General features: G+C 57.8%; 22 protein-coding genes and 1 pseudogene. 8 read left to right on the top strand and 15 right to left on the bottom strand.

Annotated features, from left to right (window positions below; genetic code table 11):
- Positions 1-171: 171 nt before the first annotated feature.
- Complete coding sequence (locus G494_RS0109505) at positions 172-1,812, top strand: protein adenylyltransferase SelO (RefSeq protein ID WP_028584347.1); 1,641 nt, start codon at positions 172-174, stop codon at positions 1,810-1,812.
- A 59-nt stretch (positions 1,813-1,871) separates the two neighbouring features.
- On the opposite strand, the gene G494_RS0109500 is transcribed toward G494_RS0109505, so the two are convergent.
- A complete protein-coding gene (locus G494_RS0109500) occupies positions 1,872-2,954 on the bottom strand; it encodes an AEC family transporter (protein ID WP_232362521.1) in 1,083 nt (360 codons plus the stop codon).
- A 194-nt stretch (positions 2,955-3,148) separates the two neighbouring features.
- Between G494_RS0109500 and G494_RS0109495 the strand changes: the two genes are divergently transcribed.
- On the top strand, positions 3,149-3,562 hold the full coding sequence (locus G494_RS0109495; protein WP_332307524.1) for a C-GCAxxG-C-C family protein: 414 nt from the start codon (positions 3,149-3,151) through the stop codon (positions 3,560-3,562).
- Between the two features lie 318 nt (positions 3,563-3,880).
- Entirely contained in the window at positions 3,881-4,738 is an 858-nt protein-coding gene (locus G494_RS0109490; protein WP_028584344.1) for a hypothetical protein, read from the top strand.
- 151 nt (positions 4,739-4,889) lie between these two features.
- Here the strand turns inward: G494_RS0109490 and G494_RS0109480 are convergent, their stop codons facing one another.
- The 9 genes from G494_RS0109480 to G494_RS0109440 all read right to left on the bottom strand — a co-directional run bounded on the left by G494_RS0109480 (position 4,890) and on the right by G494_RS0109440 (position 11,383).
- Positions 4,890-5,843, bottom strand: a complete 954-nt coding sequence (locus G494_RS0109480) for an ABC transporter substrate-binding protein (RefSeq protein WP_028584343.1) — start codon at positions 5,841-5,843, stop codon at positions 4,890-4,892.
- Positions 5,843-6,592: an ABC transporter permease gene (locus G494_RS0109475; RefSeq protein WP_153305826.1), complete on the bottom strand. Its 750-nt coding sequence runs from the start codon at positions 6,590-6,592 to the stop codon at positions 5,843-5,845. The genes G494_RS0109480 and G494_RS0109475 overlap by 1 nt, the downstream gene beginning before the upstream one ends.
- Entirely contained in the window at positions 6,589-7,344 is a 756-nt protein-coding gene (locus tag G494_RS0109470) for an ABC transporter ATP-binding protein (RefSeq protein WP_028584341.1), read from the bottom strand. The genes G494_RS0109475 and G494_RS0109470 overlap by 4 nt, the downstream gene beginning before the upstream one ends.
- A 26-nt stretch (positions 7,345-7,370) precedes the next feature.
- Positions 7,371-8,192, bottom strand: a complete 822-nt coding sequence (gene thiD / locus G494_RS0109465; protein ID WP_035246080.1) for a bifunctional hydroxymethylpyrimidine kinase/phosphomethylpyrimidine kinase — start codon at positions 8,190-8,192, stop codon at positions 7,371-7,373.
- A gap of 100 nt (positions 8,193-8,292) precedes the next feature.
- Complete coding sequence (gene thiE, locus G494_RS0109460; protein WP_035246078.1) at positions 8,293-8,940, bottom strand: thiamine phosphate synthase; 648 nt, start codon at positions 8,938-8,940, stop codon at positions 8,293-8,295.
- Positions 8,930-9,736 carry a hydroxyethylthiazole kinase gene (gene thiM / locus G494_RS0109455; RefSeq protein ID WP_028584338.1) on the bottom strand — a complete coding sequence of 269 codons (807 nt, stop codon included), beginning with the start codon at positions 9,734-9,736 and terminating at the stop codon, positions 8,930-8,932. Before thiM ends, thiE begins: the two co-directional genes overlap by 11 nt.
- 294 nt (positions 9,737-10,030) lie before the next feature.
- The gene (locus tag G494_RS25365; protein ID WP_051305569.1) at positions 10,031-10,729 is read right to left on the bottom strand and encodes a M15 family metallopeptidase; all 699 of its coding nucleotides are present in this window, start codon (positions 10,727-10,729) and stop codon (positions 10,031-10,033) included.
- Entirely contained in the window at positions 10,729-11,160 is a 432-nt protein-coding gene (locus G494_RS0109445; RefSeq protein ID WP_161629967.1) for a thermonuclease family protein, read from the bottom strand. The genes G494_RS25365 and G494_RS0109445 overlap by 1 nt, the downstream gene beginning before the upstream one ends.
- A gap of 28 nt (positions 11,161-11,188) precedes the next feature.
- Positions 11,189-11,383: a hypothetical protein gene (locus tag G494_RS0109440; RefSeq protein WP_028584336.1), complete on the bottom strand. Its 195-nt coding sequence runs from the start codon at positions 11,381-11,383 to the stop codon at positions 11,189-11,191.
- Between the two features lie 271 nt (positions 11,384-11,654).
- Here G494_RS0109440 and coaD point away from each other — a divergent pair, with 271 nt between their 5' ends.
- Complete coding sequence (coaD, locus tag G494_RS0109435) at positions 11,655-12,149, top strand: pantetheine-phosphate adenylyltransferase (protein ID WP_028584335.1); 495 nt, start codon at positions 11,655-11,657, stop codon at positions 12,147-12,149.
- Positions 12,150-12,279: 130 nt separating this feature from the next.
- The gene (locus tag G494_RS0109430; protein WP_028584334.1) at positions 12,280-13,161 is read left to right on the top strand and encodes a DMT family transporter; all 882 of its coding nucleotides are present in this window, start codon (positions 12,280-12,282) and stop codon (positions 13,159-13,161) included.
- On the opposite strand, the gene G494_RS0109425 is transcribed toward G494_RS0109430, so the two are convergent.
- Together G494_RS0109425 and G494_RS0109420 are read right to left on the bottom strand one after the other, a co-directional pair.
- Positions 13,133-13,351, bottom strand: coding sequence for a hypothetical protein (locus G494_RS0109425; protein WP_028584333.1), 219 nt, complete (start codon positions 13,349-13,351; stop codon positions 13,133-13,135). The two genes, G494_RS0109430 and G494_RS0109425, sit on opposite strands and share 29 nt — an antisense overlap.
- Positions 13,352-13,638: 287 nt before the next feature.
- On the bottom strand, positions 13,639-13,986 hold the full coding sequence (locus G494_RS0109420) for a hypothetical protein (RefSeq protein WP_028584332.1): 348 nt from the start codon (positions 13,984-13,986) through the stop codon (positions 13,639-13,641).
- A gap of 235 nt (positions 13,987-14,221) precedes the next feature.
- Here G494_RS0109420 and nrfH point away from each other — a divergent pair, with 235 nt between their 5' ends.
- From nrfH to hcp, 3 genes are all read left to right on the top strand, one after another.
- Positions 14,222-14,749, top strand: a complete 528-nt coding sequence (nrfH, locus tag G494_RS0109415) for a cytochrome c nitrite reductase small subunit (protein WP_028584331.1) — start codon at positions 14,222-14,224, stop codon at positions 14,747-14,749.
- A gap of 15 nt (positions 14,750-14,764) precedes the next feature.
- Complete coding sequence (gene nrfA, locus G494_RS0109410; protein ID WP_028584330.1) at positions 14,765-16,273, top strand: ammonia-forming cytochrome c nitrite reductase; 1,509 nt, start codon at positions 14,765-14,767, stop codon at positions 16,271-16,273.
- Between the two features lie 454 nt (positions 16,274-16,727).
- Positions 16,728-18,443, top strand: coding sequence for a hydroxylamine reductase (hcp, locus tag G494_RS0109400; RefSeq protein WP_028584328.1), 1,716 nt, complete (start codon positions 16,728-16,730; stop codon positions 18,441-18,443).
- 187 nt (positions 18,444-18,630) lie between these two features.
- Here hcp and G494_RS0109395 read toward each other — a convergent pair whose 3' ends face one another.
- The 3 genes and pseudogenes from G494_RS0109395 to G494_RS26075 form a co-directional block, all read right to left on the bottom strand.
- Complete coding sequence (locus G494_RS0109395) at positions 18,631-19,434, bottom strand: sulfite exporter TauE/SafE family protein (protein ID WP_028584327.1); 804 nt, start codon at positions 19,432-19,434, stop codon at positions 18,631-18,633.
- A gap of 122 nt (positions 19,435-19,556) precedes the next feature.
- Positions 19,557-20,255, bottom strand: coding sequence for a FadR/GntR family transcriptional regulator (locus tag G494_RS22730; RefSeq protein WP_051305568.1), 699 nt, complete (start codon positions 20,253-20,255; stop codon positions 19,557-19,559).
- A 109-nt stretch (positions 20,256-20,364) separates the two neighbouring features.
- Positions 20,365-20,577, bottom strand: a pseudogene (locus tag G494_RS26075) (transposase domain-containing protein); the annotation flags it as partial.
- Between the last annotated feature and the right edge of the window lie 116 nt (positions 20,578-20,693).

Here is a 20,693-nt window from a genome sequence, read left to right as displayed (position 1 = left end):
TCATCGCTCATGATTCCAGCTGAGAGAAGAGCCGTGTACGTCCCTGTGCATAGCCTGACCTTAAGGGGAGCTTCGGCCGGCAGCAGCAAAGGAGGCATAGCCGGCCAGGCTCCCGGTCGAGCCTGAACCAATCCTGCCAGCCCCCCTTCTCCTCCAACCGGAACAGTCACCATGGCAGCACCGCTCAAGCCCTCCGTCACCCTGGACGAGCTCTCTTTCGATAACAGCTATACCCGCGAACTCCCAGGCGATCCTCTCTCCAGCAACCGGCGCCGTCAGGTCAGCCAGGTCTGCTACTCCCGGGTCCGGCCCAGGGCAGTCACGGCGCCCTGTCTGCTTGCCTACTCGGCCGAAGCCGCCTCCCTGCTGGACCTCGGCCTCGAGAGCTGCCGCTCCCCACGGTTCACTGAAATTTTCAGCGGCAACCTGCTCCTCCCTGGCATGGACCCCCATGCCATGTGTTACGGCGGCCACCAGTTCGGCCAGTGGGCCGGCCAGCTGGGGGATGGTCGCGCCATCAACCTGGGCGAGGTGATCAATCGGCAGGGGGAACGCTGGGCCCTGCAGCTCAAGGGTGCCGGTGCCACCCCTTATTCGCGCACAGCCGACGGGTTGGCCGTGCTCCGTTCCTCACTGCGAGAGTTTCTCTGCAGCGAGGCCATGTACCAGCTGGGGATTCCGACCACCCGTGCCTTAAGCCTGGTGACCACCGGCGAACTGGTGGATCGGGACATGTTCTATGACGGCAACATCAGGGAAGAGCCCGGGGCTGTGGTCTGCAGGCTGGCCCCGAGCTTTCTGCGTTTCGGCAACTTCCAGATCCATAGCGTCCGGGGGGAAACAGCGGTGCTGGGCAGCCTGGCCGACTACACCCTCAAGACCTTCTTCCCCCACCTGGGGACGCCCTCGCCCAGGGCCTACACCGAACTCTTTAAAGAGATCTGCAGCCAGACCCTGAGCATGATTATCCACTGGCTGCGGGTGGGCTTTGTCCACGGGGTGATGAATACCGATAACATGTCCATCCTCGGTCTGACCATCGATTACGGTCCCTACGGCTGGCTGGAGGGCTATGATCCTACCTGGACGCCGAACACAACCGATCGCCACGGCCGCAGGTACTGTTTCGGCAATCAAGCCAGGGTCGCCCTCTGGAACCTGTCCCAACTGGCCAATGCCCTCTACCCCCTGATAGGCGAGGTGGATCCCCTGCAAGAGATCCTGGAGCAGAGCGTTGCCCGGATGGAGCAGCAGCATCTGCATATGCAGGCGAAAAAACTGGGACTGCGTCACTTTGATCCCAAGGAGGACCCGGAGTTGATCGACGCACTTCTGGAGTTGCTCCAGCTCACCGAAACCGACATGACCATCTTTTACCGCAAGCTGGCTGAGCTTAAGCTTGAGCCCTTCCTCCAGGCAGGGCCTTCAAGCTCCTCCGCGACTCTGCCACCGGCTGAGCGCTACCCCTTTTACCCTGCCTACTACACTCCCGAACAGATCCCACCGGGCTACTGGCAACAGCTGGAGCTGTGGCTCAGACAATATGCCCGGCGTCTCGCCGGGGAAGGCCGCAACCATCAGGAGCGACGGGCAGCCATGAACCGGGTCAACCCCAAGTATGTACTCCGTAATTACCTGGCCCAGCTGGCCATCGATGGCGCAGAGGCGGGTGACCCCTGTCTGATAGCGGAACTGCTCCAGTTGCTCCGCTCCCCCTATGATGAGCAGCCCGAGCAGGAACAGTATGCCGGAAAACGACCGGAGTGGGCCCGCCACCGGCCGGGATGCTCCATGCTCTCCTGCAGCTCCTGACTCGCCCCCCGCTGCGCAGCCTCAGCCGCTGCAGGCTCCTTTCCGCTGTCGGGGCTGTTTCAGCCTGGAGGGAAGCTGGCAATGGCCAGGGACATGCTGAAAAAGGCACCACAGGTGGAAACCACGATGGCTGCCGAGGCCAGTTCCGTATCCGAATGGAGTTGGGAGGAGAGTACATAGATTGCCGTAGAGGTGGGCAGGGTAAAGAAGAGCAGCGACACCTTCCAGGCCAGCCCTGCCACTCCGAAGAGGGCAAGAAAGACCACGCCGATCAGGGGAAAGAGGATCAGTTTGATCCCGGCCCCGGTCAGGGCCAGCCCCACATTCTTCCGCATCCCTTGAAAGGAGAGGGCTCCGCCGATGGAAAGCAGGGCCAGAGGCAGGGTAGTCGAGGACAACAGCCTGAGGGTGTTGTCGATATACTCGGGAAAGCCGCCCAGCAGCCGGGCATAGAGTATCCCGCAACAGCAGCCGATGATCAGCGGATTGGTCAGCAGACTCTTGAGGGTGGAGCTCAAACGCTGCTGCCAGGCCTGACTTTCCCCGGAAAACCAGATCAGCACCGAGACAGCCATGACGTTGATACAGGGGATAAGCAGGCCCACCAGGATACTGAACAGCTGCACCCCCTTTTCGCCAAAGAGGTTGATCACCACTGCCATCCCGATATAGGTGTTGAAGCGATAGCAGCATTGATTAAAGGAGCCGGCCTTAAAGGGTGCAACCTTAAAGAGCCGGATGACCACCAAGCTGAGCACAAAGACCGTGAACACCGCACAGGCAGCCGGCAACAGGTAGTACAGGCTGGTTCCTGGCCCCAGGGGGGCACTGCCGATCTTCCAGAAGAGCAGCAGAGGAAAGAGCACAAAGTAGACCAGCCGATCACTGGCAGCAAAAAAGGTTCCATCCAGGCAGCCAACCCCCTTGAGCAGGCCGCCGGCCAGGATCAGGGCTAACACCGGAAACAGGGTATTGATGATCAGCACCTGCTCCTCACTGACCACTGTTCGACTGAATATCCTTGGACGACAACCACCGACAGGGTGTCTGCCAGGGCTGGCCACAGGCCATCGGGGGCCTGTGGGGTCAAGATCTCCAGGGCTCTGCTCTTCATTACTCTCCATGGGACGTGTTTTGATCAACGATCTCCGCCAACCAGGTCTTGTGGCCCAGCTGGCTCCGGATATATTTTTTACTTTTTACTTAATATGCGGTAGGATTGCACCGTTTTCGCACAAGCGACTCTTCACTCATCCAGGGAGGACCTATGACCCCAGAAAGCATGCAAGAGAAGGCCAGTGAGCTCTACCGCCAGCGGCTGCACTGAAGCCAAGCCATCCTGGCCGTGGGTCAGGAAAAACTCGGTATCCAGGATCCCAACGTGATCAAGGCCTTTGGTGCCTTTGGCGGCGGGATCGGTGGTTCGGGCAATGTCTGCGGGGTCCTCCTTGCAGGAGTTGCGGTAATTTCGAGTCTCTACAGCCGAGGGAGCCTGGAAGAGAAGGAAAACCCCAGGATGTGGAAGCTGAGCCACCGTTATATGGAAAAATTCGCTGCCCTGACCGCCGAACACGGGGGCCTCACCTGTGCCGAGATCGCCAAGGTCAACTGGCGCGATCGCGATGAGGCAAAAAACTTCTATACCAACCCGGAAAGCAGCCGAAAGGAGTGCATCCGCCTGGTGGGAGAGGCTGCCCATGCCTTGGGTGAACTCCTTGAACAGGAGACAGCCAGGGAGACGCAGGGATAAGGCGAGCTTGAACGATTTTTTTTTCAAGGTCGCCATAAAGCCCCGGAGCACTTCCCTGAGCGCTGTACTCCATAAGGGTACCTTGAAAAATTAGATTTTTCGATCAAGGTCAAGGCGCGCGATAAATTTTACCGTAGGCATATATTTGATATTCCGAGGATAAAATTTTGAGCGCAACGCCGAGATTGGAAGAAAAAACTTTTTTCAAGGTGGCCATAAGAGGGACAGCTGGTCACAGCGGCTGCTGTCCCTACCCCCTCTTCAGCCCCAATACCCCGGTTTCTCAGACGACTCTTTATACCTCGACGTGACTGATCCATGGAATTTTTAAACTTTTCTGAAGCAGAGATAGAAACTACCCGCAAAGCACTTGCCTTCATCAGCAAGGACGAGCTTGACCTTGCCGTTATCCCCAGTGATTTACCGGTCATCAAGACCGAAAATTACCTCACGGAGTGTGAACAGTTCCTTGATCCGGAACGAACCATTGGTACCGAGAACCTCTGGGCAACCATTGTTTTTCCCAACAGCCGGACCAGCCGACACAAGCTGCTGGTCAACAAGGAAAAGATCACTGGGCTCGGTTATGTCCACAGCCTGACCAACGAGCTGGTCCACCTCAGCAACTTTAGTAAATTTTTTAAAGATAACGGGCACCTCTACACATTCAACCAGGAGAAGATGCTGGAGAGACACTATCATGAGTTCCTCCTCTGGGCCAAGTTTCAGGCCAAGCGGATCAGTATCCGCACCTATACCCTGATGATGTGGCACCAGGCAAACGGCGATGCCCCGCCTGCAGACGGTCGCTACCAGTTTTCCGAAATCACCCTCAGCAATCACGGAGTGGAGCGTTGCCTGCAGGAGCTGGCAGCCTGCGATAATGTAGCGGCTCTACGGGATGGTTATTGGGATCTTCTCGGGGTACTGGCCCTCTACCTTGGTGAGCTGGGCTTTTACCAGAAGGAGGCCGAACCCTCCAGAATCGATGATCAGTTCCCGGCAGAGGCCCTGGATCGCTGGCTCGGCCTGGAGAACGTCCTCGGCTTCTACCGCGTACTCCAAAAGACGCCCCACTATGGGCTGTGGCCGGAAAACAAAAGGGCCCTGCGTCGGCTGATTATCACCATGGAGAGCCACTGTAAGGAGGCCTTTAAGGAGGCTGCATCTGCCTGAGACCTTAAGCCCTGCCTCAAGGTGCCCTATAGGCTAAAGGCTGAAACGGGAAATCGGTTCAGTGGAGAAGAATATCCGGGGGAAGCTGCCGCCAGCTTCCCCCGTCTGCCGCATCTGCTCCAGGGCCGGGCTGATCCCGGGCAGCACGAATCTAGGGCAACTCCACGGCCCAGGACTCCAGGGGTGGTACCGTGCTGACGCTCTTCTGCTCCAGCATGAACTCGGCAAAGCGCTGGTAACGGTGCCTGTCCAGGGCGCCAGGACGGAGGGCAAATCGCGGCAGGGTATCGCGCCAGGCCCGCCGATTGAGCTCATCATCGAGCTCCTTGCGCTCGCCCCTGACAAAGAGTTCCCAACTCGCCTCAGGATGGTTTACCAGGTACTGAACCCCCTCTTCCAGGGCATCGACAAAGCGGCGTAACTTCGCCTGGCTGAGGTCCTTTCGATTGGCCACCAGGATCAGCTCGTCATAGGCAGGAATGCCGTACTCCTCCACCAGGAAGGCCCGACCGGGTCGTTTCTCAATATCCATTTGATTTAACTCAAAATTCCTAAAGGCCCCGATCACCCCGTCGGCCTGGCCGCTGAACAGGGAGGGGGAGAGGGAGAAGTTGACATTCACCAGCCTGACATCCTCCAGGCTGAGCCCCTCCTTCTCCAACATCACCTTCAGGAGCACCGTCTCAAATCCGCCCACCGAGTAGCCCACGGTCTTGCCCTTGAGATCAGCCACCGTCTTCACCGGGCCATCGGCCAGGACCACCAGCGAGTTCAAGGGGGTGGCCACCAGAGTAGCGATGCGCACCAGGGGCAACCCCTCGGCCACCTGCATCTGGTGTTGATGCTGGTAAGAGACCGCTATATCCGCCTTGCCCGCTGCCACCAACTTGGGAGGATCATTGGGGTTGGAGGGGGCGATGATCTCCACCTCAAGTCCATGCTCTGAAAAGTAGCCCCTTTCCAGGGCCACAAACAGGGGCGCATGATCCGGGTTGACAAACCAATCCAGCAGCACCCGCACCTTATCCGCGGCCAGGGCCGAAGAGGCAGAGGCCAGGACCAGCACGACGACTGCTGCAACTATCTTCTTTCGCATTGTCTTCATCAGATGATTCCTTGTTTTGATTCCCAAAAAATTAATTTATCCAAGAGGTGATCCACCAGGAAATAAAAGAGCAGTGACACCAGGGAGAGTACAGCCAGGGCCGCGAACATCAGGTCGATCTGCATCCTGGCATTGGCATGGAGCATGTAGAAGCCCAGGCCGGAACTGGATCCGACCCACTCCCCCACCACTGCACCGATGGGCGCCACCGCCGTGGCCACCCTGACCCCGGAGGCAAAGGCCGGTAAGGCCGAGGGAAGGACGATGTGGCGGAGGATAGCCAGGGTGGAGCCTCCCATGATCCTGGCCAGCTCCAAGAGATCGGGCTGGGTCCGCTGCATGCCGTAGAACAGGGAAGAGGTCACCGGAAAATAGATGATCAGTACGGCCATGGCCACCTTGGAGGCCATGCCGTAGCCAAACCAGAGCACCAGGATGGGAGCCAGGGCAAAGACCGGAATGGCCTGACTGATCACCAGTATTGGCAGGAGCCAGCGTTTCATCACAGGGGCCAGAAACATGGTCAAAGCCGTGGCCGAACCCATAAGGATCCCCAGGACAAAGCCGAGCAGGATCTCGCTGAAGGTGGTGCCCAGGTGGCGCAACAGGGTGGTCCAATGCTTGCCGATGGCAACCAGCACCCGCAGGGGGTCTGGCAGGATGTAATGGGGCACTCCGCTCAGGCTGACCAGCAGCTGCCAGAGCGATATCAGCCCGGCGGCTAGCACCAGCAGGCGCAGTGTTTTCACGATGCTTCTCCAGCCAGCAGCTCTCCCAGAAGGACGGGGTAGTGTTTGCTGATCTCGGGGCTGTCCACCGCTCGCGGTGGTCTTCCCGTCAAGGAGACCACGCTCTTTACCCGGGCTGGGCCCTGGGACAGGACCAGGATGGTATCGGCCATACGCAGGGCCTCCAGGGGATCATGGGTCACCAGGAGCACGGTGGCTCCACGGGTGAGATCGGCCGAGAGCTCCTGCAGTTTGAGTCGGGTCAGGGCATCCAGGGCAGAGAAGGGCTCATCCATCAGGAGGATGGAGCGCTCCTCCATCAGGGTCCGTAACAGGGCGCCGCGCTGGCGCATTCCCCCGGAAAGTGTGCCCGGAAACGACTGGGCATACCCCTCCAGACCGGCGGCCTTGAGCAGGCCCAGGGCCTTTTCTCTGCGTTGTGGGGTCACTTCACCACGCAGGCGGGCACCGAGGAGAATATTGTCCAGCAGGGTGAACCAGGGGAGCAGGAGATCATCCTGTCCCATCCAGGCAACCTTGGCCTGGGCAGGATCCTCGGCAAGGATCCGCATCTCTCCCTTAAAGGGCACTGCCGTGGAACCGGCGACCAGACGCAGGAGGGTTGACTTGCCGCAGCCACTGGGCCCCAGGATACAGGTACACTCCCCTGCCCTGATGGTGATGGAGAGTCGCTCAAACAGGGAGATCCCCTCGAAACAGACACTGACCTGATCAAGGACAATGGACGGGGCCTGTAGCGGGAGCTCAGCCATCGCGCCATGTACTGCAGACGCGGGTTTCAGTGCCACCGGAAAAAATGATCGACCGGACCATGTCCCTGGCCAAGGCTATAGTCGGCGCCGGCCTCTATGGCGGCGGTGATATAGGCCTTGGCATGGACCACCGCCTCGGAGACCACCTCTCCCTTGGCAAGGTTGGCGGCAATGGCTGAAGAGAGGGTACAGCCGGTACCGTGGGTATTGGCGGTCGCGATCCGCCTGGCCGGCAGGGAGATCAGTTCCTCCCCTTTTCCCAGATAGAGGCAGTCATCACTCGCTCCCCCCTCCAGGTGGCCGCCCTTGATCAGTACAGCGCCGCAGCCCAGTTCGACCAGCTCCCTGGCTCCCTGCTCAACCTGCTCTGTGCTGAGCAGTTCTTTTTCCAGCAGTACCACCGCCTCCGGCAGGTTGGGGGTAATGATATCGGCCATGGGAATCAGTTGCTCCTTAAGGGCGACAATGGCCTCGTCCTGGAGAAGCTTGTCTCCGCTGGTGGCCACCATCACCGGATCCAGGACGATATTGGTCACCCCAAAGCGACGAAGCTGCTCGGCCACGGTACAGATCAGTTCCGGGGAAAAGAGCATCCCGATCTTGACGGCATCGGTGCCGATGTCAGCCAGCACCGCCTCCAGTTGCTGGCGGACAAAGTCCACAGGAACGGCATGGATGCCATGGACCCCCAGGGTATTCTGGGCGGTCAGGGCGGTGATCACGCTCATCCCGTAACAGCCGTTGGCGGCAAAGGTCTTGAGGTCGGCCTGGATTCCGGCGCCGCCGCCGGAATCGGAACCGGCGATGGTGAGAACCCTCTGATACTGTTTTGGCTTAGTAGCTGTCATGATGCTCTTCCTGCTGTCTCCCCGGAGCAAAGTCTCGGCTTGAGTTTGGGTTCCTTTTTTTAAATAAAATAGCTGCCAGGACGCAACCAATGGATCTGGTTCAGCCCTGCCACAGTTGACGACGTAAGGTAATGGCCGCATCCCGAGGGCAGGCGGCGCCTACGATGGCGGAGACCACGGCCACGCCGTCGGCACCTGCACCCATCACGGCCTTGGCATTGTCGGCGTTGATGCCGCCTATCCCCACCAGGGGCAGCTCCACCTGTTCTCGAATGGCTCTCAGCCCCGCCAAACCAAGCGGCGGAGCGGTATCGGCCTTGGTGGAGGTGGCAAAGACCGGGCTGATCCCGATATAATCCGCGCCCTGGCGCTGGGCGGTGATCGCATCCTCAAGGCTCTCTGCCGAGATGCCGATGATCATCTCTCTGCCGAGGATCTCTCTGGCATCGGCCAGGGACATATCCTGCTGTCCCAGATGCACTCCCCGGGCACCGACCGCCAGGGCAACATCCACACGATCGTTGATAATCAGAGGAATGGCCAGGGGCTGAAGAATCTCGTTCAGCCGCCGGGCCTGGTCCACAAAGTCACGGGTCGAACACTGTTTCTCCCGCAGCTGGACACAACTCACCCCGCCCTGAACCGCTGCCCCGATGACAGACTCCAGGCTTCGCCCCAGGGAGAGCTCCCGATCCGTAACCAGATAGAGGGAATAATCCACGACAGCTGCCTGGGATTCAGCCTTCATCGATCCGCGCACCGGCCTGGAGCTCTTCCGGGGTCATGGTATAGAGGGCATCCAGCAATCCGATCATGAAGGAACCAGGTCCCTGTGCCTGTTTCCCGGCTCGCTCTCCGGCCAGGCCGAAAAAGGCCAGGGCAGTGGCTGCAGCTGTAACACTGTCATTATCCACGGCCGCAAAGGCCCCCACCACTGCGGTGGCGGAACAGCCGGTGCCGGTGACATAGGGCATCATGGGATGACCGTTGGCCACATGGAGAACCCGGCTGCCGTCGGTAACCAGGTCAACCGGCCCGGTGATCGCCAGGGTCGTGGCAAGCTCACCGGCCAGCAGCGAGGAGGCGGCGGCGGCCTCATCAACGGTATGGACGCTATCCACCCCCCTGGTAACGGACTGGGCATCACGCAGCGACAGGATCTCTGAGGCATTACCGCGGATCACCTTCACCCGGGTGCGTTTCAATATTTTTTTGGCAGCCTCTGTCCGGAAGGGCGTGGCCCCGGAACCCACCGGATCAAGGATGATGGGGGTGTCCAGAGCGGTGGCACGTTCACCGGCGGTGATCATGGCATCTACCCACTGTTCGCTCAAGGTCCCGATGTTGAGCACCAGGGAGCCGGCAAAGGCCACCATCTCTTCCACCTCCTCCTCTGCATGGGCCATCACCGGAGAGGCGCCCATGGCCAGGAGGACATTGGCCGTATAGTTCATGACCACAAAGTTGGTGATATTGTGAATAAGGGGATTGCCTTCCCTGACTTTGGAGAGATTTTCTGCTGCTTTTTGTGCGTAAGTAACCATTTCAGACCTCAACTAGTTTTTCCAACCAAGGAGGATAAGCCCTTGACCAACCGCTACGATACGCGGTTTCTGATACGCGGTTCCCGACCGACCTGGACATGAATCGGGCCTTGGACCCCTGGAGCAGAGCCCTAAAGAGACAAGCACGACTTCCCAAAGGGTACCCAGAGGGGGGTGTGTCCTGTCTATAGGAAATATAAAATCCGAAGTCAAGGTATTCCCTCGCCAGGGCTGGGTGCTGATATTTCAGGTTGAAGCATCCGGGACAGCTGCCCCGGGGGAGCAGCAGGGGAATCAAAAAGGGTGGCTGCGGCTCAAAACATGTTGCCGAGGCTGCCAACGCCAGTGCCAGGCCTCCCAGGGGTGGCCATCGGGCTGATCTTGCGGATAACTCTCCTGAAAGGAAAACTCGCTGCCATGCTGCTGTAACCATCGGTAGGCTGGAGTGGCGGCAAAACGCCAGTTACTGGGATAGAAGTCCACCACCGTACCCAGGGCATGTTCCGAGTAACCGGGAGGGGCAACGTAACGAATCACATCTTCATAACTGCGCCCCTGGGCAAACATCCGGGCAAAGATCTTCCGCTGGTACCAGCTTGAGCGATAGGAAGAATGGACGCAGAGTTGGATCCCGTCTTCCCGGGCAGCCGCCGCCATGGCAATCAGTGCCTGTTGGGCATCTTTGAGGAGATAGAGCTTGGAGTGCTCGTGACTCAACTGCCCAGGGATCAAGGCCAGCTCCTCAAAACCAAGGGCCCGGCTTGCCACCCTCCTACCCTGCCACTGCTTGGGAACCGGATAACCTTTCCCGGCCAGGGTGATGATTTCAGTTTTCTTGGCCACGGCCTCCACCCTGGTGTGGCGGCTTGCAGCGGCTGCCGACTGTTGGGGTGAAACTTCCTCCAGGGGAACAACAGGACTACAGCCTATAACCAGGGGTACAGAGACCAGGGGTAGTGAGATGAGGATGAGCAGGGTAAGGATATTTTTCATTATTGCCAGTTTCCCTGGCTTCGTTGTTGAGCGAACTGTTGGTAGCGAATCCATTGGTTGCAATAATAGTATCGACACCCCTCCCGGTCAACCCTCATCAAGCCTGCCCTGATCAGGGCCTCGTTGAGGTTATGACCGTTACTGTAGACCAGGGCCTGGGTATCGCCCTGATCATTGCTGCCGACAGGATGGACCTTGACCCGCTGGCCAGCTGCCCTCAGCAGTAAAAATCGACGCACCCTTTCCCTGGCCGCAGGCTGGCGGGAGATAGGGCTGAGTCCGTAGAGAGAGATGGTTTCGGTCCGGCCTTTATGCCGTACCTGAAGGGTGTTGTCGACACCAATCCGAACAAGGGTGTCATCCCAGGACCAGGCCGACCGGGGAGAGAGCGAGCTGCAGCAAAACACGACCAGCAGAGCGCATAGCCTCATCCCAAGGACCAGTTTGTGTGGATTGTTCCTAGCCTTCTTCTCCATGTCTGCCGGCGTAGCTGAATATCCAGTAGGCCAGAATGGTATTGACCTGCTCAAAACTGAGGAAAGGAAAACGATGCATCAGAATCTGACTCACCTTGAACGAGGTCATCTGCCCAGACTGCATCAGGTCATCAAGGAAGTCGAGGTGTTCCTCTTTCAGGTAGGCGGGTTTTTCCATGGAGTGCGGGGCAAGGACAGGGCTGAGGAATTAATAAAGAAAAAAAGGTCTTCTTTTAACAGCTTACAAGGGCAACTGCCGGTAAGGTGCCAGATTTCATAGTAGCGGCTAGCCGACGGATTGTCAAAATATCCCTGCCGGAGAAGAGCTCTAAGAACTTCCGATATCGATTGACAGTTTGGAAAACTCTGAGTAGGTTCGCTTTTCAGCAGGGGGACCTGTATCATAAGATGCAGACATATCACCATAAATTAACAAGCTAGACACCGTCATGATAGGCATTTACGCTGGAAGCTTTGACCCTCCAACCAATGGCCACCTCTGGATGTTTCAGCAGGGCATTAAACTTTTTGATACATTTTTTATCGCTGTCGGTAAAAATGCCCACAAGCAATATTCCTTTAGCCTGGAAGAGCGGATGGATATGATCAGGGAGCTCTGTATCGACCAGAAGAACGTTGAGGTGGTCACCCTGGAGAATAAGTTTTTGGTAAAGTACGCAGAATCGATCAATGCCGACTATATCTTCCGGGGAATCCGGAACGAGGGCGACTACACCTACGAACGCGGTATGCGCTACGTCAACGGAAACATGAATCCCTCCATCCAGACCCTCTTCATGATGTCCCCCAGAGATCTTGTGGAGGTGAGTTCCAGCCTGGTCAAGGGGCTGGTCGGGGCGGACGGCTGGGAAGAGATCACTGAAAATTATGTTCCGGAACCGGTCCATCGCCAGCTCCTGAAAAAATACGGCGCCATCGACTGATCCTTCTTCCGGATCTGCACGCTCCTGCCGCCCCGCTCCTGCCGCCCTTATCCAAGGCAGGAGCGTGAACTGCCCTTCCCCTTCGGCTCCCCTCGTCGCTCCCTGCCCCTCTCTATCAAGGACTGCCCCCATGCACGCCATCAAACCCTACTGTGCCGGTATTATCGTTGTCTTCATCTGGGCGGGCTGGATAACCATCTCCCGTTACGCAGTCCATACCACTCTGTTGCCATCGGATATCACCCTGTTGCGCTACTGTACCGCCCTGGTTGGGATCACGCCGCTGCTCTTGAAGCACCGCTGGAAGGCATTTAAACTGCACCAGTACCTGGTGGTAGGCCTGGGGGTAGGTTTTCCCTATACCATGTTTTCCTTTTACGGCCTCCAGGAGATCAAGGCGGCCCAGGCCGGGGTGGTGGTCAACGGAATGCTGCCGGTCATGGGAGCGGTGGTTGCCTGGTCACTCTTTCAACAACGCCTCTCCCTGGTCCGCTGGGGAGCAGTGGCCCTGATCTTTGTGGCCAACATTACCATGGCCGGCTCCCACCTCTTTGCCCGGGAGCACCTCACAGGCATCCTCCTGCTCTTAGGGGCGGCCCTGGTCTATACCATGCACATGACCGGTATCCGTAAGTGGGGCTTTCGTTGGCAGGATGCCCTGGTCGCGGTGGCGGTGGTCAACGTGCTCCTCTTTGTGCCCATCTGGCTGATACTCCCTTCGGCCCTCACCCAGGCCCCGCTGGTGGATATTGTCAGCCAAGCCCTCTATCAGGGGATCATTGTCAACATCATCGCCCTGATGTGTGTGGCCTACTCCATCCGCCATCTGGGAACGGTGACGGTCTCCCTGTTTATGGCCTTTGTGCCGGTCATTACGGCCCTGTTTGCCTGGATCTTTTTAGGCGAAGCCCTGGTGAGCAGAGAAATTATCGGTATCATCGGCTGTTCCCTGGGCCTGATGCTCTATGCCTGTGACCGTACTCCTACTTCTTTTGCTGGTAAACAGCGGTAAGCCGCATCCCCAGCACCATCCAGACGACCAGGAAGATCGCGGCAACGACCCCATAGGTCCGCTCATCGACTATCAGGTAATCAAGGATATTCAGGAGCACCAGAAAGGAGAGGATCAGCACCGGCCCCCCCCATTTTTCCGGAACGACTTCGGTAACTTTCAACAGGGCGGTATCGATATGGTTGAGCATGCATTCTCCTCAGAGGTAGGGGTGCTTTGAAAAATCAGGTTTTTCGATCAAGATCAAGGCATGGGCAAATTTATTCCGAGCTTAAAAATGTAACCATGATGCGGAGACGGGAAGAAAAGAGGAGCTTTCAAGGTAGCCGTGGGAAGATAAGCGGCATCAGCAACGCTGGCCTTCCAGGATAGTCTATTTAACCAGGAGAACCAACCTGAAAAGAGCAGGCTGGCGCCTCCCTGGAAAAAAAAAGCCAGCAGACAGGCATGGAGAACACCATTGCCCAGACCTGCAACTCAAGCCCTGTCCGACTCTACCCCCGGCTCCGGGGGAGCGCCGCGTCCAGCCCTGTTGACCACCCTGCCGCACTGGGGACAGTCCAGCACCAGCCTGGCGTTGGAGAAACCAGCCCCATACTCCGCCTTCAGGGTGCCCCTGGCCGCGCAGAGGTCGCAGCAGGCCGGCATGGTTCCCAGACGAATCCGATTGCAAAACACTGCTCCGATCACGGCAACAGCGGCAAACCCTCCAAGAGCAGGCTTTTCCAGGCCAAGCAGATAGAGCAAGGCAAAAAAAAGCACAACCACCGCCGTATAGATGCGGAGTCGATGAAAGGTTCTGAAGTTCAGATAGATGTCATTCAAGGGTGACCTCGTCCACTGAGTTGGAGGACCATCGCCAAGGAGAACATCCGGCAGAAGGTCCAAGATTAATGTTATTATCACGGTATATTGACGACAAGCGAGACCTGAAGAACCTAAATATAAAATCGGCTTGACCAAGGACCAGGTTCCGTGCCATACTCCTGATAGTGAATCTCCTTCTCACGCGCCTGACCGTTTCCGTACAGCCAATATTCAATATTTTAGGATTTTTCTCATGCAAAAAGGCAAACTATTGAAGCTGAGCGCCCTGACTATCTTTGTTATCGCCCTGATAACGCTCGGCTACCTTGTCAATTTGTCAAAGGCACTTTCCTACCTCTCCTCAGATCCCAAGGCCTGTATCAACTGTCATGTCATGCAGACCCAGTACGCCACCTGGCAGCACAGTTCCCATGCCCAACGCGCCAGCTGCGTGGAGTGTCATCTGCCCCGTGATACCATGGCCAACAAGTATGCTGCCAAGGCCCGTGACGGCTGGAACCACACCCTGGTGTTCACCATGAACAGCTACCAGCAGAACATCGGCATCAGTGCGGATGGAGCGAAACGGGTCCAGGCAAACTGCATCGCCTGTCACGCCGAACTCACCGCAGTGATCAGGTCAAGCAGTGATAGCTATCATGATTTTAAGGGTATCCCCAACAGGGATAGAACATGCTGGGAGTGTCATCGTGAGGTTCCCCACGGCAGGGTACGAAATGTGGCCTCAACTCCCAACAATCTTGGTGTACGCGAACTCTAATAGGTGGAGAAGATAGTGAACAGGTATAAAATTTTACTCGGTGGTTCGCTGGCAGCCCTGCTGGCAATGGGCTTCATGGCAAATTCCATCAGCGGCAAGCAGGCGGAGAAAGAGGCGCTCAACACCACTCCGGTGGTCAAGGCAGACGGCATCGAGAGCAGGAACGATCGCTGGGCCGGTCATTTTCCACGCCAGTATGACTCCTGGAAAAAAACAAAAAAGAGCGAGACCATCGTCGACATGCTGGAGCAAAAGCCACAACTGGCGATCCTCTGGGCCGGCTATGGCTTTGCCAAGGACTACAATGCCCCCAGGGGTCATTTCTATGCCCTTCAGGATAACATCAACACCCTGCGAACCGGTGCTCCCACAGGCCCGGACACCGGTCCCATGCCCACGGCCTGCTGGACCTGTAAGTCCCCGGACGTGCCCAGGGTGATGGCAGAGGAGGGTGAAAATGAATTCTTTACCGGGAAATGGGCCCGCCTGGGTGACCAGATCGTCAATCCCATAGGCTGCGGCGACTGCCACGACAGTAAGACCACCGAACTGACCATCACCCGGCCCCACCTCCTCCGCGCCCTGGAGGCCAGCGGCACCAACCCCGACGACATCACCTACCAGGAGATGCGTTCCCTGGTCTGTGCCCAGTGCCATGTGGAGTACTACTTCAAGGCCACTGCATATACCGATGGTGCCGGTAAGGAGCAGGTCGCCAAGGTGGTCACCCTGCCCTGGGCCAAGGGACTCTCTGCCGAGGCGATGGAAGAGTATTACGACAGCTATGATTTCAAGGACTGGACCCATAAGATCAGCAAGACCCCCATGCTCAAGGCCCAGCATCCCGGTTACGAGCTCTTCAAGACCGGCATTCATGCCCGTCGCGGTGTGGCATGTGCCGACTGTCACATGCCCTACAGGCAGGAGGGCGCGGTCAAATACTCTGACCATAACGTGGGCAACCCCCTGGATAATATCTCCAACACCTGCCTGACCTGCCACCGGGAGAGTGAGGAGGAGTTCAAGTCCCTGGTCAAAGGCAAGCTGGAACGCAAAGAGCAGCTGATGGAAATTGCCATGGATAACCTGGGACGTGCCCACCTGGAAGCCGGCAAGGCCTGGGAAGTTGGTGCCAACGAGGCCGAGATGGCCCCGGTACTCCAGTTGATCCGCTCTGCTCAGTGGTTGTGGGACTACTCCATCGCCAGCCATGGTTCCTTCTACCATGCCCCTGAAGAGACCCTGCGCCTGCTCAGTGTGGCCAACGACAAGGCCCAACAGGCACGGTTGAAGTTGGTCGGCGTCCTGGCCGCCCATGGCACCCTCAACTATCAAGCCCCGGACTTCTCCACCAAGCAAAAGGCCCAGCAACTCGCCGGTGTCCCCCTGGCCAAGCTGGTGGATGCCAAGATGACCTTCAAAGACACCCTGCTCAAGGAGTGGGATCAAAACGCGGTCCAGGCCGGTCGACTCAACCCGGAGACCCGCAAAGGCATGAGTGATATTTCCTCCTACACCAGGTAGGGCATCACCATAAGCAGCTCTCCCCTCAACCGCCGGTGGGCCTCCACCGGCGGTTTTTTCATTCTCTCCGAATTTCCCCAAAAGGTTTCTCCAAAATCCTTGGGAGGCCCCCCATACAACCAGGATTCTTTGCCGTCATGCCCGCGCAGGCGGGCATCCAGGTAAATGGTGCTGCATCCTTCCTCCAAGACTGGACTCCCGCCTGCGCGGGAATAACAACCAGAAAAAACGCTCTATCCCTGCCCTCCTGAGTGACACGGCAGACTCCCCGTTCACTGCCCCTTCATTTTCCCCAAAAAAAAACTTTTTAATCACTCTTTCTTGATCCAGGTCAAAGGATCATGAACCGTTCCCAGCTATGGTGTCCCTGTTTTCAACGACAAGTTATCTCTCCCCCCCTGGTAACGCTGTACCCCAGCAGTTCCCGGGATCTCATCCTTAAAAGGAGCATACTATGTTTTGTTTTCAGTGTCAGGAAGCAGCAAAGGGAACCGGTTGTACCGTCAAAGGAGTCTGTGGTAAGCAGGAGTCCACCGCCAACCTCCAGGATCTGCTGATCTATGACCTCAGGGGTATTGCGGTCTTGGCCAAGGCCTTACAGGGTGCAGGGGTAGAGACCCACTCCGATATAGGTCGCTTTCTCGCCCAGGGCCTGTTCACCACCATTACCAATGCCAACTTTGATGATCAGAGCCTCCAGGAGTGGATCAGCCGCTCCCAGGCCATCAAGCAGGAACTGAAAGAGCAGTTCGACGGTATGGCAGCAGGAGCGGATAAAAGTTCTATCTGGCAGAAACTGATGGGGTTCTTCGGGATGGCCGACAACGAGAACAGAGGTGCGCAGCTGGATGCCTCGGCCCTCTGGTTTTCCAGTGATGTCAGCTCGTATCAGGACAAGGCCAGGGGCGTCGGGGTGCTGGCCACGGAAAACGAAGATGTCCGCTCCCTGCGAGAACTGCTGATTCTCGGCCTCAAGGGTATCGGCGCCTATTCCGACCATGCCATGGTCCTGGGGGTGGAGAAGGCGGAGATCTATGACTTCCTGATCGAAGCCCTGGCCTCCACCACCGAGGATCTCTCCGTGGATGAGATGGTGGCCCTGGTTCTGAGGGCCGGAGAGTGCGCGGTCACCACCATGGCGGCCCTGGATCAGGCCAACACCCAGAGCTACGGCAACCCCGAGATCACCGAGGTCAACATCGGAGTCTCCACCAACCCGGGCATCCTGATCAGTGGTCATGATCTCAAGGATATGGAAGAGCTGCTGGAACAGACCAAGGACACCGGGGTGGACGTCTACACCCATGGTGAGATGCTGCCTGCCAACTACTATCCGGCATTCAAGAAGTACGCGCATCTCAAGGGCAACTATGGCGGTTCCTGGTGGCACCAGAACACAGATTTCGAGACCTTCAACGGCCCCATCCTGATGACCACCAACTGCATCATCCCCATCAAGGAGGCCAACAGCTATAAGGATCGGATCTACTCCACCGGCGTGGTTGGCTATCCCGGGATCATCCACATTTCAGAGCGCCGCCAGGGCGGCAGCAAGGACTTCACAGCGATCATCGAGCAGGCCAAACAGTGCGCACCGCCCCAGGAGATCGAGACCGGCACCATTGTCGGTGGATTTGCCCACAACCAGGTTCTGGCCCTGGCCGATAAGGTGGTGGATGCGGTCAAGTCGGGAGCCATCAAACGCTTTGTGGTCATGGCCGGTTGCGACGGTCGCCAGAAGGGCCGGCAGTACTTCACCGAGGTGGCGGAAAAGTTGCCCCAGGACGCGGTGATCCTCACCGCAGGCTGCGCCAAGTACCGCTACAACAAGCTCAACCTGGGCGAGATCGGCGGCATCCCCAGGGTGCTGGATGCCGGCCAGTGCAACGACTCCTACTCCCTGGCCGTGATTGCCCTGAAGCTCAAGGAGGTCTTTGCACTGGATGATATCAATGAGTTACCCATCTCCTTTGACCTCGGCTGGTACGAGCAGAAGGCGGTGGCAGTACTCCTGGCCCTGCTCCACCTGGGGGTCAAGGGCATCCGCCTGGGACCGAGCCTGCCCGCTTTTATCTCTCCGGCAGTGCTCAATGTGCTGGTGGAAAACTTCGATATCAAGCCCATCACCACGCCGGAGGCTGATATTGAGGCGATGATGGCAGGCAACTGACTGGCAGGCAACTAACCGCTACCCATTACTGCTGGCAGAGCCGGTCCGGGCTCTGCCAGGCTGTTGTCGTCACCACGATTGCCGACTCTCGCCTGAACGGGGATCAGGCCGATGCAACTGCTCAGCCGCTGTTGTTGCTCCCTGGCAAAGTCAAATCCCGCGCTCTTATGGGCAAAGGGACAGGCAGCTAGCTGATCAATCCCCAGACCATCTTGGTGGCCACCACATAGAGAAAGAGGGCAAAAATGCGTTTAAGCCGATCCACTGGCAGGGCATGGGCCAGGCGGGCTCCAAGGGGTGCGGTGAGCACACTGAAACAGACGATAAAGATCAGGGCCGGCAGATAGACATAGCCCAGGCTGTAGCCCGGCAGGCCCACCGCATGGAGGTTGTTGACCATATAGCCAAAGGCCCCGGCAATGGCGATGGGTAATCCGATGGCAGCCGAGGTGCCGATGGCCCGATGGGCGGCCACATTACACCAGAGCATGAAGGGCACGGAGAGTGAACCGCCCCCGATTCCAACCAGGCTGGAGGCGGCCCCGATCACATTGCCCACCCCGAACATCCCGGGAAGGCCAGGGAGTTCCTTGGAGGCCTTGGGCTTCTTGTTGAGGATCATCTGGGTGGCGACGCTATAGAGAAAGATACAGAAGAAGACCTTGAGAAAACCGGTGGAGAGCCGGGAGGCCACCATGGTGCCGAGAAAGGTGCCCAGAAGGATACCTGGAGCAATCCGTCGGACGATGCTCCAGTCCACGGCCCCGCGGCGATGATGGGACATGAAACTGGAGATCGAGGTAAAGATGATGCTCGCCAGGGAGGTTCCCAGGGCAAGGTGCATGATCACCTCGGGCTCGACGCCCTGACGAACAAAACAGAATACCAGCATGGGGACGATCACCAGCCCCCCGCCAACGCCCAGCAGACCAGCCAGCAGGCCGGCGATCAAACCCACAGCCAGATACATCACAATCAGTTCAACAGCCATCTCATTCTCCTCTGCGGGCCAGAGCGTCTGCTGCCGGTCCTGGTTCCTCTCTACCATACTACTGCCATGATGCTCCGTCGGTGCTCCGATGGTGGCGCCTTCTTCCCTTCCTCTGCCTGCGGCTACTCTCCCCGGATATGGTGTTCCACCTCCTTAAGATGCGCTCCCATGGCCCGGGCAGCAGCCTGCTGATCTCCAAGCTCCAGGGCGGCAAGGATAAGGCGATGGCCGGCCAGGGAGGCCCGACTACGACTGCTGCTCTCAAACCAGGGAGAGCGGGTGGCATCCAGAAGCCGGGTCAATGAGGCCATCAGCTCCTGGATGACCGGATTGCCGCAGGCCTGGACCAGAAGGCGGTGAAAAGCCGCATCTTGCCGGTAACCGCCGGAGCCTGCTTCGATGGCGGCCTGCTGTTGATCAACCAGGCTGCGCAGCTGCTCGAGCTCTTTGGCAGTGATCCTTGCAGCTGCCAGGGCTGCAATCTGCGGTTCCATCACCCGGCGCAGTTCCAGGATATGGGCCACCATATCGCCCTTGCCGTTGAGTGCATCCAGAATCTGATCACCAGGGGAAAACAGCTCTGCACCAAGCAGCAGGTAGTTGCCGTCTCCCTGACGGCTTTCCAGGATACCCCGTTCAGCCAATGCCTGAAAGGCCTGACGAACGGTGCTCCGGCTGAGCTCCAGGCTTGCAGCCAGCTTCCGTTCCGCAGGTAAACGATCACCCGGTCGGATCGCACCTGCAACAACCATTTCCCGGATCGCGGCGATGACCGAGCGATAGTCCCCCTTGTCCCCTGTTCTTTTGGCCTGGCCCTGCATCGTCTCCTGCCGCTGAGGGTAAAATTGGTCAACCAATATCACGAGACAGTCCAGGGTGCAATCCTTTTTGCGGAGCAGAGTAAGCGCCTGCAGAACCGCACCTCGTCACCTAGATTGAAGTATTGCTGATTGCTGCCTTGGCATTCCAGGGGAGCAAGGCTTCATAATCTTCCAGGGATTCAGCCAGCGGTAGGCCCTCGAAAATATGACGAAGATAACTGTAGGGCTCAAGTCCATTTGCTTTGGCTGTTTCAATCAGGCTATACAACGCTGCACTGGCTTCCGCTCCTTCAGGGGTTCCTGAAAAGAGCCAGTTTTTCCTGTTATGCTGAGCTCAGCATAACAGGAATTATGCACAGTTGGCGATTATGCGGAGTTAATCACTGCCGCATGGTACCATACCAGTAGCTTACACAACATAGAGAGTTTTCCTCTTTT

This window comes from Desulfogranum mediterraneum DSM 13871, assembly GCF_000429965.1.
GTDB classification, from domain to species: Bacteria; Desulfobacterota; Desulfobulbia; order Desulfobulbales; family Desulfobulbaceae; genus Desulfogranum; species Desulfogranum mediterraneum.
This window is presented reverse-complemented; position numbering and strand designations above follow the sequence as displayed.

Excerpts from the sequence above, each read along its gene's own strand:
- G494_RS0109505 (WP_028584347.1), top strand. The coding sequence starts at position 172 with ATGGCAGCACCGCTCAAGCCCTCCGTCACCCTGGACGAGCTCTCTTTC.
- G494_RS0109490 (WP_028584344.1), top strand. The coding sequence starts at position 3,881 with ATGGAATTTTTAAACTTTTCTGAAGCAGAGATAGAAACTACCCGCAAA.
- G494_RS0109480 (WP_028584343.1), bottom strand. The coding sequence starts at position 5,843 with ATGAAGACAATGCGAAAGAAGATAGTTGCAGCAGTCGTCGTGCTGGTC.
- G494_RS0109470 (WP_028584341.1), bottom strand. The coding sequence starts at position 7,344 with ATGGCTGAGCTCCCGCTACAGGCCCCGTCCATTGTCCTTGATCAGGTC.
- thiD (WP_035246080.1), bottom strand. The coding sequence starts at position 8,192 with ATGACAGCTACTAAGCCAAAACAGTATCAGAGGGTTCTCACCATCGCC.
- thiE (WP_035246078.1), bottom strand. The coding sequence starts at position 8,940 with ATGAAGGCTGAATCCCAGGCAGCTGTCGTGGATTATTCCCTCTATCTG.
- thiM (WP_028584338.1), bottom strand. The coding sequence starts at position 9,736 with ATGGTTACTTACGCACAAAAAGCAGCAGAAAATCTCTCCAAAGTCAGG.
- G494_RS25365 (WP_051305569.1), bottom strand. The coding sequence starts at position 10,729 with ATGAAAAATATCCTTACCCTGCTCATCCTCATCTCACTACCCCTGGTC.
- G494_RS0109445 (WP_161629967.1), bottom strand. The coding sequence starts at position 11,160 with ATGAGGCTATGCGCTCTGCTGGTCGTGTTTTGCTGCAGCTCGCTCTCT.
- G494_RS0109440 (WP_028584336.1), bottom strand. The coding sequence starts at position 11,383 with ATGGAAAAACCCGCCTACCTGAAAGAGGAACACCTCGACTTCCTTGAT.
- coaD (WP_028584335.1), top strand. The coding sequence starts at position 11,655 with ATGATAGGCATTTACGCTGGAAGCTTTGACCCTCCAACCAATGGCCAC.
- G494_RS0109430 (WP_028584334.1), top strand. The coding sequence starts at position 12,280 with ATGCACGCCATCAAACCCTACTGTGCCGGTATTATCGTTGTCTTCATC.
- G494_RS0109425 (WP_028584333.1), bottom strand. The coding sequence starts at position 13,351 with ATGCTCAACCATATCGATACCGCCCTGTTGAAAGTTACCGAAGTCGTT.
- nrfH (WP_028584331.1), top strand. The coding sequence starts at position 14,222 with ATGCAAAAAGGCAAACTATTGAAGCTGAGCGCCCTGACTATCTTTGTT.
- hcp (WP_028584328.1), top strand. The coding sequence starts at position 16,728 with ATGTTTTGTTTTCAGTGTCAGGAAGCAGCAAAGGGAACCGGTTGTACC.
- G494_RS0109395 (WP_028584327.1), bottom strand. The coding sequence starts at position 19,434 with ATGGCTGTTGAACTGATTGTGATGTATCTGGCTGTGGGTTTGATCGCC.
- G494_RS22730 (WP_051305568.1), bottom strand. The coding sequence starts at position 20,255 with ATGCAGGGCCAGGCCAAAAGAACAGGGGACAAGGGGGACTATCGCTCG.